At 37.7% G+C, this 14,500-nt stretch carries 18 protein-coding genes and 1 pseudogene; all 19 read left to right on the plus strand.

Annotated features, from left to right (window positions below):
• The first annotated feature begins 34 nt into the window (after positions 1 to 34).
• The 19 genes and pseudogenes from G9371_RS03345 to cmk all read left to right on the plus strand — a co-directional run bounded on the left by G9371_RS03345 (position 35) and on the right by cmk (position 14,428).
• Positions 35 to 670, plus strand: a complete 636-nt coding sequence (locus G9371_RS03345; RefSeq protein ID WP_029424378.1) for a MotA/TolQ/ExbB proton channel family protein — start codon at positions 35 to 37, stop codon at positions 668 to 670.
• A gap of 15 nt (positions 671 to 685) precedes the next feature.
• Entirely contained in the window at positions 686 to 1,114 is a 429-nt protein-coding gene (locus G9371_RS03350) for an ExbD/TolR family protein (protein ID WP_000669683.1), read from the plus strand.
• Positions 1,111 to 2,838, plus strand: coding sequence for a lipid A export permease/ATP-binding protein MsbA (msbA, locus tag G9371_RS03355; RefSeq protein ID WP_001070729.1), 1,728 nt, complete (start codon positions 1,111 to 1,113; stop codon positions 2,836 to 2,838). Before G9371_RS03350 ends, msbA begins: the two co-directional genes overlap by 4 nt.
• 2 nt (positions 2,839 to 2,840) lie before the next feature.
• Positions 2,841 to 3,851 carry a tetraacyldisaccharide 4'-kinase gene (gene lpxK, locus G9371_RS03360; protein ID WP_000050463.1) on the plus strand — a complete coding sequence of 337 codons (1,011 nt, stop codon included), beginning with the start codon at positions 2,841 to 2,843 and terminating at the stop codon, positions 3,849 to 3,851.
• A gap of 9 nt (positions 3,852 to 3,860) precedes the next feature.
• Positions 3,861 to 4,622: a 3-deoxy-manno-octulosonate cytidylyltransferase gene (gene kdsB / locus G9371_RS03365; protein ID WP_000680696.1), complete on the plus strand. Its 762-nt coding sequence runs from the start codon at positions 3,861 to 3,863 to the stop codon at positions 4,620 to 4,622.
• Positions 4,623 to 4,633: 11 nt separating this feature from the next.
• The gene (locus tag G9371_RS03370) at positions 4,634 to 5,614 is read left to right on the plus strand and encodes a DNA polymerase III subunit delta' (RefSeq protein WP_001075409.1); all 981 of its coding nucleotides are present in this window, start codon (positions 4,634 to 4,636) and stop codon (positions 5,612 to 5,614) included.
• Positions 5,615 to 5,625: 11 nt separating this feature from the next.
• The gene (locus tag G9371_RS03375; RefSeq protein WP_001183024.1) at positions 5,626 to 5,967 is read left to right on the plus strand and encodes a PilZ domain-containing protein; all 342 of its coding nucleotides are present in this window, start codon (positions 5,626 to 5,628) and stop codon (positions 5,965 to 5,967) included.
• 17 nt (positions 5,968 to 5,984) lie between these two features.
• A complete protein-coding gene (locus G9371_RS03380) occupies positions 5,985 to 6,758 on the plus strand; it encodes a TatD family hydrolase (protein ID WP_000497295.1) in 774 nt (257 codons plus the stop codon).
• A 37-nt stretch (positions 6,759 to 6,795) separates the two neighbouring features.
• Positions 6,796 to 7,404 carry a TetR/AcrR family transcriptional regulator gene (locus tag G9371_RS03385; protein WP_000375838.1) on the plus strand — a complete coding sequence of 203 codons (609 nt, stop codon included), beginning with the start codon at positions 6,796 to 6,798 and terminating at the stop codon, positions 7,402 to 7,404.
• A 9-nt stretch (positions 7,405 to 7,413) separates the two neighbouring features.
• Positions 7,414 to 7,968 carry a type II secretion system protein gene (locus G9371_RS03390; RefSeq protein ID WP_005128793.1) on the plus strand — a complete coding sequence of 185 codons (555 nt, stop codon included), beginning with the start codon at positions 7,414 to 7,416 and terminating at the stop codon, positions 7,966 to 7,968.
• Positions 7,958 to 8,338 carry a type II secretion system minor pseudopilin GspI gene (gene gspI, locus G9371_RS03395; RefSeq protein ID WP_000836911.1) on the plus strand — a complete coding sequence of 127 codons (381 nt, stop codon included), beginning with the start codon at positions 7,958 to 7,960 and terminating at the stop codon, positions 8,336 to 8,338. The genes G9371_RS03390 and gspI overlap by 11 nt, the downstream gene beginning before the upstream one ends.
• A complete protein-coding gene (gene gspJ, locus G9371_RS03400) occupies positions 8,338 to 9,039 on the plus strand; it encodes a type II secretion system minor pseudopilin GspJ (RefSeq protein WP_000594589.1) in 702 nt (233 codons plus the stop codon). Before gspI ends, gspJ begins: the two co-directional genes overlap by 1 nt.
• Positions 9,039 to 9,998, plus strand: a complete 960-nt coding sequence (gene gspK, locus G9371_RS03405) for a type II secretion system minor pseudopilin GspK (RefSeq protein ID WP_029424377.1) — start codon at positions 9,039 to 9,041, stop codon at positions 9,996 to 9,998. Before gspJ ends, gspK begins: the two co-directional genes overlap by 1 nt.
• Before the next feature lie 230 nt (positions 9,999 to 10,228).
• A complete protein-coding gene (locus tag G9371_RS03410) occupies positions 10,229 to 10,825 on the plus strand; it encodes a 6-pyruvoyl trahydropterin synthase family protein (protein WP_000908453.1) in 597 nt (198 codons plus the stop codon).
• Positions 10,826 to 10,875: 50 nt separating this feature from the next.
• On the plus strand, positions 10,876 to 11,589 hold the full coding sequence (gene ung / locus G9371_RS03415; RefSeq protein ID WP_029424376.1) for a uracil-DNA glycosylase: 714 nt from the start codon (positions 10,876 to 10,878) through the stop codon (positions 11,587 to 11,589).
• Positions 11,586 to 12,710, plus strand: coding sequence for an enoyl-CoA hydratase/isomerase family protein (locus tag G9371_RS03420; protein ID WP_001983908.1), 1,125 nt, complete (start codon positions 11,586 to 11,588; stop codon positions 12,708 to 12,710). The genes ung and G9371_RS03420 overlap by 4 nt, the downstream gene beginning before the upstream one ends.
• Before the next feature lie 6 nt (positions 12,711 to 12,716).
• Positions 12,717 to 13,221: pseudogene (tadA, locus tag G9371_RS03425) on the plus strand (tRNA adenosine(34) deaminase TadA).
• 69 nt (positions 13,222 to 13,290) lie between these two features.
• Positions 13,291 to 13,734: an SRPBCC family protein gene (locus G9371_RS03430; protein ID WP_001246675.1), complete on the plus strand. Its 444-nt coding sequence runs from the start codon at positions 13,291 to 13,293 to the stop codon at positions 13,732 to 13,734.
• A 7-nt stretch (positions 13,735 to 13,741) separates the two neighbouring features.
• Positions 13,742 to 14,428 (plus strand): (d)CMP kinase, encoded by a 687-nt coding sequence (gene cmk, locus G9371_RS03435; protein WP_000218018.1) that lies wholly within the window; start codon positions 13,742 to 13,744, stop codon positions 14,426 to 14,428.
• Positions 14,429 to 14,500 lie beyond the last annotated feature (72 nt).

Here is a 14,500-nt window from a genome sequence, read left to right on the forward strand (position 1 = left end):
TATATTTCTAATTTATATTCTTGGGGAAGAAAATATGTGGGAACTTGTGAAAGCGGGCGGCTGGTTAATGCTGCCTTTAATTTTGTGTTCAATTTTAACCGTCGCAATTAGTATTGAGCGTTTTGTACGTTTAAGACGTTCACAAGTTTTACCTAAAGTACTAATGAATGATGGCAGTGCAGATATTTCTGTTGTCATAACAAATTTGAAACAGGATAATAATGCGCAAAGCACGGCATTGGGCAATATTCTAAAAGCTGGTTTTGAGCATCAGGAACATGGCGAACAATTTGCTCGAGCACAAATGGAAGCTATGGCTTCTCAAGAAATTTCTTATTTAGAAAAAAATATTAACTTCTTAGGGACTTTAAGTGCTATAGCGCCTCTACTAGGGCTGCTTGGAACAGTTGTGGGAATTATTGAGTCTTTTTTGGTTATTGATTTTGGTTCGGCAGGTAGTCCTAGTTTAATGATTCCCGGTATTTCCAAGGCTTTGATCACAACAGCAGTTGGTATGCTCATTGCAATTCCTGCACTTATTTCCTATCGATATTTTCAAAGAGTAGTGCAAGATTATATTGCTGAGTTAGAGCAACAATCTACGCTATTTCATGCCTCATTGTTTTACAAACGTTCTTCAGTCATGCAAGAACATCGCCGCGTTGGTTGATGGATAGATCGCAATATGAAGTTTAAACGTTCTCAAGTTGAAGACATTCATATCAATTTAACACCTATGATTGACTGTTTATTGTTCATTCTAGTGTTTTTATTGTTATCTACCACTTTTAATCAGCCAAGTCGCATCAATTTAACTTTACCAGATGCACAAGGTGTTCCACCAAAACAGTACGATCATAAAATTGAAGTCGTGGTAGACTCTAGCGGACATTACGCCGTGAATGGTCAGGCGCTATCTACCAAAGATATGGCTGATTTGAGCACTGCAATTAAGCAAATTGCTCAAGAGCGACGTGACTTTATGTTTATCATTGCTGCTGATGCAAAAGCATCCCATCAGGATGTTATTCGTGTTATGGATGTAGCAGGACAACTCGGTTTTGTTAACATCAATATTAGTACCAAAGTTCCTTCTAGAGGTTTTTCTGAGTGAATCAAGATTTTAAGGTTTATTTGCGTCTCATATCCTATTTAAAACCTTATTGGGGCGTGGCCTTATTAGTTCTTATCGGGTTCGGTATGAACTCAGCAACGGAGGTTTCTGTTGCTAAGCTCATTAAATTTATTATTGATGCAATTCAAAATGCGAGTAGAGCGGATCTGGATTGGTTCCCTTTATTAATCATTTTATTGGTATTCTTCCGTGGCCTTGGCCTATTTATGGGGGGGTACTATACGGCTGTGATCTCGCGTAGTTTGGTTTTTAGTATTCGCCAAGAAGTTTATGCAAAACTTCTAAGACTGCCGGCTCAATATTATCTCGATAACTCTTCGGGTCATATTACTGCCAAAATTATGTATAACGTCGAGCAACTTACAGCTGCTTCATCTGAATCATTAAAAACCATTGTTCGAGATGGCATGATTACGTTGGGGTTGTTAGGTTATTTGTTCTATACCAATTGGCGTTTAACAATTTGTATTATGGTGTTCTTACCTGTAATTGGGATTTTGGTGCGTAAAGCTTCAAAAAGAATGCGCAAACTCTCGATGCAAGTTCAGGACACTATGGGTGATGTTAACCATGTAGTGCAAGAAAGTATTAATGGTAATGCAGTTGTTAAAAGTTTCGCTGGTGAAGAGTCAGAACAAGAGCGTTTCTATAAGTCATCGGAAGAAAACTTAAAACGTGGTTTAAAAATGGTGATTGTGCAAAACCTAAATAGTCCTGTTGTTCAAGTGGTAATGGCTTGTGCAATGGCTCTAATTGTATGGTTAGCATTAAGACCACAAATTTTAGGGAATACAACTGCTGGTGAGTTTGTTGCATATATTACGGCAGCAGGATTACTTTCAAAGCCTGTTAAAAACTTGACAGATGTGAATGAAAAGTTACAACGTGGTTTGGCTGCAGCACACTCAGTTTTTGAATTATTAGATTTACCTGAAGAGCAAAATAGTGGTGAACTTAAACCGCAGTTGCAAGGTGCAATTCGTTTTGACCATGTTGTACTTAACTATGCTGACGGTACGCAAGCGATTAAAGACTTTTCTTTAGATATTCGTCCAGGCGAAACTGTTGCATTGGTAGGGCGCTCTGGTGCTGGTAAAACTTCTTTAGTGAACATGTTGGTACGTTTCCAAGAAGTCTCAAGTGGTCAAATTTATTTAGATGATTTGCCAATACGTGATATTGAGCTTTCAAGTTTGCGTACACAAATTGCAATGGTAAATCAGCAAGTTGTTTTGTTTAACCGAACTGTACGTGAAAACATTGCTTATGGTCAGTTACATAATGCAAGTGATGAAGACGTAATAGCTGCAGCAAAGGCTGCTTATGCCCACGACTTTATTATGAACTTACCAAATGGCTACGATACTGTTTTGGGTGCTCAAGGTCTAAATTTATCGGGTGGTCAACGTCAACGTATTGCAATTGCTCGTGCAATTTTGAAAAATGCCCCAATTCTCATTTTGGATGAGGCGACAAGTGCGCTTGATAATGAATCTGAACACTTTATTCAACAAGCATTTGATGAAGCTATGCAAGATCGTACAACGATTGTGATTGCTCACCGTCTATCAACCATTGAAAATGCGGATCGTATTGTTGTGATGGACCGCGGACAAATTGTTGAACAAGGTACTCATCAAGAATTACTTGCTAAGCACGGTGCTTATTATCAATTACATCAGCGTAATTTTGAGGACCATTAAGTATGTCGTTAGCCCAGCTGATCCAAAATGCATGGAATAAGCAATCAAGTTGGTTGATTGTTTTACGTCCTTTGTCTTGCTTGTATCGTGCTGGGTTTTTACTAAATCGTTATCTTTATAGTTCAGGCTTTAAAAAAGTTTATACCGCACCTGTGCCGGTCATGGTAATTGGCAATATTACGGTGGGAGGAAGTGGAAAAACGCCATTATTAATAGAGCTCGTCAATTATCTAAAGCAGCATAATGTAAAGGTAGGGGTAATTAGTAGAGGCTATGGTGGAGCTGGCCCTTTTCCTATGTTGGTGACATCGGCCAGTCAAGCAGCTGAAGCAGGAGATGAACCTGCTTTGATTGTACAGTCAACTGGCGTACCTATGGCAGTAGGACCCAATAGACAAGTGGCAATCGAGTTATTATTAGCATCGACTAAACTAGATTTAATTATTAGTGATGATGGGTTGCAACATTGGGCATTAGGCCGTCAAATAGAATGGATCGTACTTGATCAAAATCGTGGCCTTGGAAATAGAAAGTTATTACCTGAAGGATATTTACGTGAACCTGCGGAACGTTTAAAAACTGGTACGGTAATCGAGCATACTTTCACACCAACAACTACATTGCATATGCATCTTGATGCAGGGCAGCCTTACTTGTTGAATCCTTCTTCGGGAACTGAATTATCATTCAATATTCAAAATAATTACCATGCAGTAGTCGGTATTGGTTTTCCTCAGCGCTTTTACCAAACACTTAAAGGTTTAGGGGTGAAACAATTTCAAGAGCATGCTTTTCGTGATCATCATAATTACAGTATTGATGATCTCATTTTTAATGATGATCAACCTATCATTACGACTGAAAAAGATGCGGTTAAATTTTTGCCATTATTTGAAAAACATCCAGACTTTAAACGTTCTATCTGGGTTGTACCTGTTAAAGCTGTTTTGTCTACAGAGTGCTATCAGATTTTAAATCAACAATTGCAAAAGCTTGATATTCAAATATCTTAGGAAGAAAAAATGAAACATATCGTCATTCCAGCACGCTTCTCAAGTTCGCGTTTGCCAGGTAAGCCATTGTTACTTATTCATGATCGTCCTATGATTTTACGAGTAGTAGATCAAGCCAAAAAAGTTGAAGGTTTCGATGACCTATGTGTAGCAACGGACGATGAACGTATTGCTGAAATATGTCGTGCAGAGGGCGTTGATGTTGTTTTAACAAGTGCAGACCATCCATCGGGAACAGATCGTTTAAGTGAAGTTGCTCGTATTAAAGGATGGGATGCTGATGACATTATTGTAAACGTACAAGGCGATGAGCCATTACTGCCAGCCCAGCTTGTTCAGCAAGTTGCAAAGCTTTTGGTTGATAAGCCAAACTGTTCAATGTCTACATTATGTGAGCCTATTCATGCGTTGGATGAATTTCAGCGTGATAGTATCGTAAAAGTAGTCATGTCTAAACAAAATGAAGCATTATATTTTAGCCGTGCAACGATCCCTTATGATCGAGATGGCGCTAAGCGAGACGAACCAACTTTACATACTCAAGCATTTCGTCATTTAGGTTTATATGCTTATCGTGTGAGCTTATTACAAGAATATGTTACATGGGAAATGGGTAAACTTGAAAAGCTCGAGAGTCTTGAGCAATTGCGTGTTTTAGAAAATGGACACCGTATTGCTATTGCTGTAGCAGAAGCGAATTTACCACCAGGTGTTGACACTCAAGCAGATCTTGATCGTTTAAATAATATGCCTGTTGAGTCTTTTGAGTAAGCGTTAATTTAATGAATCAGAATGTGACTTCTAAGGTTTATCCGTGGCAACAGACAATGTGGGAAACGTTAACAACACGTTTTCCTAATATTGGGCATGGCTTATTATTTTATGGTAAACAAGGTTGTGGTAAACATGCTTTTGCTAAGCATTTCTTAGCGTGGGTACTTTGTTTAAATAAACAACCTCAAGGTGCTTGTGGTGAATGTAGTAGCTGTCAATGGTTAAAATCAGATACGCATCCAAACTATGTTCATATCACGACAGATGAAGAAAATAAAAAACAGAATGCAAAAATTAAAATAGAAAAAATTCGAGATTTATTGCCATTTGTACAACAAACTGGTGAGGGATGGCGTGTCGTTGTTATTGAGCCAGCTGAAGCTTTAAATCTTGCGTCATCAAATGCGCTGCTAAAAACCTTAGAAGAGCCAGGTGAACGCGTCGTTTTAATCTTGTTGGCCGATCATTATTTGAAATTACCGGCAACCATTCGAAGTCGCTTACAGCATTTTGCTTTAGACCGTATTTCATATACAGAAGCCACATCTTATCTAAATGAACATTTAGCTGAAATAGCATCTGTACCACCTGAATTATTGCTAGGCCTTTCTAATGATATGCCTTTGCAAGCAGTTGAAATTGCGACTAGTGATTGGTTTGCTAAAAGACAGTCTTTTTTAGAAGACTGGACTAAAGTTGTAAATCAAAAAAATATGCCTTTATTTTATTCGGCTAAATGGCAAAAAGAACTCAACTTTAGTGATTTTATGATGCTTCTTGAATACTTGTTAGGGGATTTAATTTGTGTCAAGCTCAATCAACCACAGAAAAATATAGATTTACAGTTCGATCAACTGGCGCAAAACTATAATTTAGAAAGCTTATTCAGTCTTTATGAGGAATTGCAGCAATCTAAAAGATTGGTTGAACAGAATGTACAAACACAACTCATCATAGATCAACTTTTTATAAAATTAATGAACGTTTAAGGGGAACACTAATGCAACCGCAAATGGGTGGAATTATTCAGGTCAATATTCCAGATAGAGCAACATTGCAAGCAAGTTATATGGGATATGTACAAGGCGGGGGCTTGTTTGTACCATCGAAGCAAAAAGTGAAGATGGGTCAGGAAATTTTTATTTTAGCTACGTTACCAGAACAATCACAAAAAATTCCTTTAACTGGTAAAGTAGTTTGGATTTCACATAAGCAAAGTGGATTTAAACCGCAAGGTTTCGCAATTCAATTGAGTGGTGATAAAGGAATTTACTATAAAGCTGAAGCTGAGCGGATTTTAGCTGGTAGTATGTCTTTAGATCGCCCAAGTTATACCATGTAAGCAGATAGGAAAGAACAGTGTTTGTTGATACCCATTGCCATTTAACAATGTTAGATTTAACGCCTTATAACGGTGATTTAGATCTCGCACTTGCTGCTGCGCGAGCAGATGGTGTTTCTAAGTTTATGGCAATTTCAGTTGACCTTGATGATTATATTGCTTTAGCTGAAATCGCAAAGCGTCATGAAGATGTGGGGTATACGGTAGGCGTACATCCGTGTGAGGATGTTGATACTATGGCTCGAGCAACGACTGAGTATTTGACTGAATTGGCTCAATCAGAAAAGGTGTGGGCTTTAGGTGAAACAGGTTTAGACTATTACCACAGCACTGACTTTATTAACGAGCAAAAAGATTGTTTTGCTCGTCATATTCAAGCCTCTAAAAATGTTAAAAAACCAGTAGTTGTTCATACACGTTCAGCAAAACATGATACGGTGGATATTATTCGAGCTGAACAATCTACACATGGTATTTTGCACTGTTTTACTGAGGACTGGGAGACAGCAAAAGCTGTATTGGACTGTGGTTACTATATTTCCTTTTCAGGAATTGTTTCATTTAAAAATGCTCAAGATCTACGAGATGTAGCCAAGCAAGTTCCTTTAGATCGGCTTTTGATTGAGACAGATAGCCCTTATTTGGCTCCCGTACCATATCGTGGTAAAACGAATGAACCAAAATATGTACCTTATGTAGCGAAAGCACTAAGTGAGGTATATGATAAGCCAGTTGAGGAAATTGCAAGAATCACCTCGCAGAATTTTGAAAATTTACTTAAAGCGATTTAACTTATAGAAACTATATAAAGAGAGTAATTGCGTGAAGATGGACCGTCAAGCTCAGTTCCGAGCAAGAGAAGCATTAATATTTCAAGTTGCGGAACAGTTGTTGTTAGAAAATGGCGAAGCCGGAATGACACTTGATGTGCTGGCTGCTGAGCTTGATTTGGCAAAAGGTACTTTGTACAAGCATTTTCAAAGTAAAGATGAATTGTACATGCTATTAATTATTCGTAATGAGCGCATGTTACTGGAAATGGTTCAAGATACTGAAAAGGCTTTTCCAGAACATTTAGCTTTCTTTATGTTGCATCATCTGCACCATCCGGAAAGAACAGTACTGTTTCACCAAATTGAAGAAAAGCTTTCAATTACTGCCCAAGGTGTGCACCATCTTTTTAATGAACTCTACCAAGTGAGAAAGCAACGCTTACGTATTATTATTCGTATGACTGATCACTATTTAGAGTCAATCCAGAGTCATATGACTACACGAGATTACTTGGCTTCAATTTGGTCACTCACTCATGGAGCTGCTGCAATTCTGAATTCAAGCTTTTATCAACGTTATTTGGGTTCAAGAGATACTTTACGAGTAGCCTATATTGACCAGGCATTAGCCTTACCCAAACAAGCAGTTGAGCAGTACGCTTAATAGGTCGATATGAAATCGAATCTACCATTTCAATCACAAAAAGGCTTTACCCTCATAGAAGTGATGGTAGTCATTGTGATTATGACAATTATGACTTCTCTGGTTGTATTAAATATAGGTGGCGTCGACCAAAAAAAAGCAATGCAGGCGAGAGAGTTATTTTTACTCGATTTGCAGAAAATTAATAAAGAATCGATCGATCAATCACGTGTATTGGCTTTAGAAACTCATGGTGAGACAGATGTCTCACCATTTTCTTATGAACTTTATGAATATCACGATCAAAGCACTTTACAAGTACAAGATATAAAAAACCGTTGGCAGAAATATACTGAGTTTAAAACACGGCAACTTCCTGCCCATGTGTCTTTTTCAGTACAACCCTTGGATGATCAGAATTATTCTAAAGCTAAAAATACAGATTTGATTGGAGGACAAACGCCTCAACTCATCTGGTTTGGCAATGGAGAAGCTAAAACCGTTAAAATACAATTTTATTTAGAACAAAAACCGATTGGTTCAGAAATACAAATAGATCACTTGGGTAAAATAAATGAAATCTAAAGGCTTTACCCTTTTAGAAGTTATGGTTGCTTTGGCAATCTTTGCTGTCGCAGCTGTCGCTTTAACTAAAGTGGCAATGCAGTACACTCAGTCCACTTCAAATGCAATTTTGCGAACTAAAGCTCAGTTTGTAGCAATGAATGAAGTTGCTATGATGGAGATTAATCAAGAATGGTTGCAAGGAACTCAAAGTAAGCAAGTAACTTCCCAAGGTGAAACTTGGCAAATTGATAAGTCAGCTCAATCTACTATTAGCCCGAATGTTCAAAAAATTGATTTACAAGTGAGTTTGTATGATCCGGATAAGGGAAAAGTACAAAATGGCATTACTCATATGGTCTTTTTTAATTATCCAGTGAAAGCAAAATAATGATAAAAAATAAATATATTCACATCCGAAGCATTGATTCTCGCCTTGCAGCACGATCGAGCAGTGCTCGATTAACTCGCGCCTCAGGATTTACTTTGGTTGAATTGTTAGTCGCGATCGCTATCTTTGCGGTTTTATCTTTATTGGGGTGGAAAATTTTCGATTACTTGCTCAAAGTTCGTGATCGTAATGCCGAACATGAAGTGCATTTATTTGAATTACAAGATGCTTATCAACAAATTCTTCGTGATACTTTGCAGATTATCCCTTTATCCGCAAACCAAGGTGGTCAACTTCATCCAGCTTTAGAAATCGATAATCAAATTTTACGTTTTAGCAAAGCAGGCGTAACAGATCCTTTAAAACAAGGCTTATCACCATTTGAACGAATTGAATATCGTTATGATGCAGACCAAAAAAAATTATATCGTCTTAAATATACAAATTTGAATACTTCGAACAGAGAGCAACCTTTATCGAGTACTTTGTTAAGTCAAGTCGACCAATATCAGATTATGGTTTTGACTCCGCAAGAAGTCACAAAATGGCCCGAGGTTAATATTGATCCAACGAAACCTAATGAGTTAAAAAAATTACCGAAAGGGATAAAAATCCAACTTACAGTCGCTGGTGTAAATTATGAGTGGATTTATAGCTTAAATCAGGGTGACTTATCGCTTTCGCAGGAAGGTAATTCATAATGGCCCTTAGTTACAAACACCAACAGGGTGTCGCTTTACTGACAATACTTATTATGGTTGCCTTGGCTACAATTTTAGCGGCTTCTATTGCCAAGCATCAAAATAATACTATGGAAAATACAGCCTACTTAATGCGCCAAAATCAATCTTTGCTTTATGCAAAAAGTGCAGAAGCCTTTTTTTCAGAATTATTAATTCAAGATGCAAATAATGCAGGTGGAGTAGATCATTTAAAAGAGACATGGGCACAACCTATGCCTCCGTTTCCTATTGAAGATGGTTTGGTATCCGGACGTTTGCTTGATGAGTCTGGTAAATTTAATTTAAATAATCTAACTAACGGGGAAGGCATTGTAAATGAAGATGCTAAAAGTTGGTTTGAACGTTTATTGGTACGTGTGGGATTGCCAGCCGAATTAAGCCAAGCTGTGATTGATTGGCAAGATCCAAATGATGAGCCAACTGGGCCAATGGGGGCAGAAAGTAGTTATTATGAAGGTTTGGATCCAGGTTACATGGCTGCGAATACTAAATTCCACCGTATTGAAGAGTTAAAGTTAGTGAGAGGCTTTGATGGAAAAAAATTTGATCTAATTGCTCCATATATTTCTGCTTTACCAGAAAATTCGAAGTTAAATATTAATACTGCTTCGCCATTGGTTTTAGCAAGTATGGATGAAAAATTAGATATAGGGGCTATCGAAAAAGAATTGCAAACACGCCAACAAAATTTAAAGTTCTTCCAAAATGTAGATGAATTATGGCAATTGAATGCTTTTTCAGCGGTTGATAGTCAAAAGAAAAATCAAGTAAATAGCCTTATTGATGTTAAATCCAGCTTCTTTCAAGCTCAGATTGAAGTTGTTCTAAATAATAGGAAGCGACAGTTTACTAGTGCTTTAATGAGAAAAGATAAGCAAGTATATGTTTATTCAAGAAGCATGGCTCCATTTAACTAAATAAATTTATTGATATTTTTTCTGAGTCTGTAATACTTGAAACTTATTAATAAAAGGGATGAGGTCATACTTCTGTATAGACAGTATTTAAAGTAAAAAATCAATATCTTCAAAATTTCTTCACATCTCTTATCATACTTTTTGCTAATTGTTTCTATTTGAAAAGTGGTGCGAAGTTTTTATCTTTTGCTTTATAATAATGTTCTTAGAAGGAATGATCGATTTGGCACATGTTAATTCGTAAGTTATTTAAGTTTGAAAATGCACACGTTGTACGTAACTGTACATCGGATCGTTGTAAGCGATCCATTCATGGGCATAGTTATAAAGTCGAGTTATTACTTAAAGCTTCGAAATTAGATCATGGACAAATGGTATATGATTTTGGGCTGTTAAAAGGCGTAATTAAGGACCTTTTCGATAGCTTTGATCATGCGATTTGTTTCTGGGAAAAAGATGATCCTCAATATATTGATGCTTGTAAGACTTTTAGCGCGCGTTGGATCTCTTTACCAGTTTCGCCATCTGCTGAGCAATTTTCTCGAATCTTTTTCTATTTAGCTCAGCAAGTATTACAATCTACTGTTACCCAAAATGGGGAAGGTGATGTTGAAGTCTATTCAGTGATTGTTCATGAAACCGATACAGGTTATGCCCAAAGTTTTCTTGAAGATATTCAAAATGAACAAATGGGGCTGTTAAACCTTGAGGGAATTATTTTTTCAGAACAAGTCCAATCCGAATGGGCTGATCCAAATATGTATGAAAATTTAAAACAAGGGATTAAGTTTCATAATCCGCATGTTAACTTACAAGTAGAAGTGTAAGTTAACTTCCTTTTGTTTGTAGAAATGAAAATTGATCTAGGATGACATTAATGCAATTAACTGAGCAACAGCAAGACAAACTCAGTAAAGTTCAATTAGAAGAAAGCTGGAAAAGATCATTAACTCCATTTTTACTGAGTCCTTATATGGATAGTTTAAGAGACTTTTTGTTTCAACAAAAACAGGCTCAAAAAACCATATATCCACCAAGTAAACAAATATTTAATGCTTTAAATATTACGCCATTAAATCATGTGAAAGTCGTTATATTAGGGCAAGATCCATATCATGGTCCAAATCAGGCAAATGGCTTAAGTTTCTCGGTTCAAAGAGGGGTTGCATTACCACCATCTTTACGTAATATTTTTCATGAACTACATACAGATTTAGGTGTGCCGGTTTCTCGTCATGGTGATTTAACCAAATGGGCTGAGCAAGGCGTACTTTTATTAAACAGTGTACTTACTGTAGAAGCAGGGCAACCCACATCACATCAAAAACAAGGTTGGGAAGAGTTTACTGACGCAGTAATTGATGTTTTAAATGAACAACGTGAACACATTGTTTTTATTTTATGGGGTGCTTATGCACAACGTAAAGGACAACGTATAAATAGAGAAAAACACTTGGTTTTAACTGCTGCACATCCATCGCCACTTGCGGCTAATCGTGGTGGTTTCTTTGGATGTAAAGTGTTTTCCAAAACAAATCAATATTTGAAACAACATGGCATTGAGCCCATAGACTGGCAATTGGACGCATGATGAACTCTCCCAATGTAAATAGCTATCATCCGGATTTGGTAGTTGAAGAAGCGAAAAATGGTTGGCGTATCGTACGTTTGAATCGACCTAAATCATTACACGCTTTAGATGAATCAATCGTAACGGCTCTATTACGAGTATTTGAAGACTTCCGTGATGATGAGCAAGTAAAAGCAATTTGGTTGGACTCGACTACACCAAAAGCATTTTGTGCGGGTGGAGATGTACGCAAATTACGTCAGTTGGTAATTAATCAGGAAGTAGAAACCGCAAATAAATTTTTCCAGCAAGAATATGCTTTGGATTTATTGTTACATAACTATGCTAAACCGGTTGTTGTTTGGGGCGAAGGCTATGTAATGGGTGGTGGTTTAGGCTTGTTTATGGCGGCACCTTTCCGTTTGGTCACACCATATTCACGTTTGGCTATGCCTGAAATTAATATTGGTTTATACCCTGATGTTGGAGCAAGCCGTTTCCTTGCTGACCGTGGACAAATTGGATTATTTACTGGTTTGACAGGTTCTATTATGACGGCTGCTGGGGCATATAGTATTGGTTGGGCGACGCATATTTGTGAAGCACAACGTGATAATGTTCTACAGAAAGTACTCAATATTAATTGGGCTCACTATCCGGCAGGTGATTTCCGTGCGATCGATGATACTTTAAATAGTTTGCATCGACCGGTTGCAGCAGGGCCATTACAAAATTCGTTAGACGTTATACATAGTGTTTGCCGTGGTTCAAGCTTTGAACAAGACTATCAAGCGATCGTCAGCTTGCGAGATGCAAGCAGTGACTGGTTGCGTCAAGCGAGTGAAAACTTACAAAAGGGTTCGCCTAGTACAGCAGCAATTACTTGGTTGTTATGGCAATGGGGTAAACAAGTTCATTCTTGGGATGAAGTTTTTGATTTAGAAGCGCAAATCTCTGAATGGAAAATTCGCCATCCTGACTTTGTGGAAGGCGTACGTGCTCGTTTAGTCGATAAAGATTTATCGCCAGAATGGAAAGCATGTGAAGACCTTACATTACGAGGTATTTTGGCCGATGATCCACCGATCACGACGATTGATAGCTGGAATGCATTACTTAGACAATATGGTGTAGTGTCATAATCAATAATGTCTAAATTTAGTGATGAGTATTGGATGCAGCTTGCTTACGAGCAAGCTGAATTAGCAGCCAAGCAGGGGGAAATTCCTGTAGGAGCTGTAATCGTGAGTCAAAACAAGTTAATTGGAGCTGGTTTTAATGCTCCAATTGGTTTATCTGATCCTACGGCTCATGCAGAAATTCAAGCTATTCGTGCGGCTTGTGAGTCATTGAAAAATTATCGTTTACCTGAAGATGCGACTTTGTACGTTACGCTTGAGCCGTGCACAATGTGTGTGGGAGCATTAGTACATGCAAGAATTAAACATGTCGTATTTGGAACAACAGAACCTAAAGCTGGCTCACTCGTGAGTGCACGTCAATTATTAGAAAATGGTTATTACAACCATAAATTTACTTTTGAGCATGGATGTTTACATGAAAAATGTGCTCAACAGTTAAGTCTTTTTTTTAAGCAAAGACGTGAACAAAAGAAACAAGAGAAACAACAAAAAAACGTCCTTAAATGATTAAAAAATGTCATGAGGTTATGGCACACTAACGCCGTTTCATTGACATGATTTATTTAAATAAGGAACTTTCATGCGTAATGTAATTACTATACAAAAAGAATTTAATGCTCCTCTTAGTGATGTCTTTAACCTGCTTTCTAAACATGCAGCTTACAACACTGCATTTGCTCCACTACAAGTTGTGCGTGTTAAAGATTCGGCAGATCCTGAAAGACCTGATGGAGTGGGTTCTGTTCGTCGTATGGGGTTTGGCGTGATTAAACCACTTAAAGAAGAAATCACGCATCTCGAAGAAAACAAACGTATTGAATATAAACTGATTGATAATCCTCTAGTGAAACACCATTTAGGTCGAATCGAGTTCTCAGAAATTACTCCTTATATTACTTTGGTTACGTATCGTATCGAATTAACCGCAAAAGCTCCTGTTGTAAGTAAATTAATTCTTGCACAGCTAAAACTAGCGATTACACTAGGCTTTTCGAGATTAGCTAAAGCATTTGCTTCTTCGTGAGAGTTCAATGACAGTTCAAATTATTACTATTGATGGTCCGAGTGGTTCGGGTAAAGGAACATTAGCGGCGAAACTTGCTGCGTATTATCAATTTCATTTACTTGATTCGGGTGCCTTATATCGTTTGTTAGGGTTGTCATTACATAAACATGATTTATTGGAAAAATTAGATAGCCATTTAGATGAGTGTGTTAACTATGCTCGTCAGCTTAATATTAAGTTTGAAACCTCGGCAGAGGGAACATTAGTTTTCCTCGATGGGGAAGATGTAACCCAAACTATCCGTACAGAGCGAGTTGGAGAATATGCATCTAAAGTTGCAGCAATACCAGAGCTCAGACAAGCACTTTTTGAGCGCCAAAGAGCATTTGCACAAACTCCGGGATTAGTTGCAGATGGCCGAGATATGGCAACATCAATTTTCCCGGAAGCTAATGCTAAAATTTATTTGACTGCTTCAGCTGAGTCGCGTGCTGAGCGAAGAGTAAAACAGTTGCAGGGTATGGGGCTAGATGCTAAAATAAACGACATTTTAGCTAATATACAAGCGCGTGACAAAAGAGACATGGAGCGAGAAGTAGCTCCTCTCAAGCCAGCCGCAGATGCTTATATTATTGATAGTTCGGAATTAACGATCGATCAAGTATTTAAGTTGATGGTTGATTACGTCAATAGCCGTACTGTTAGCAACTAAGATTATCAGTTGACGCATAGCTTGATCAGTCTATAAAGACTATGTTGATACTTAACTAAACCGGCCTTGTCT

Source organism: Acinetobacter sp. EKM10A, assembly GCF_011075215.1.
Taxonomy (GTDB): domain Bacteria; phylum Pseudomonadota; class Gammaproteobacteria; order Pseudomonadales; family Moraxellaceae; genus Acinetobacter; species Acinetobacter baumannii.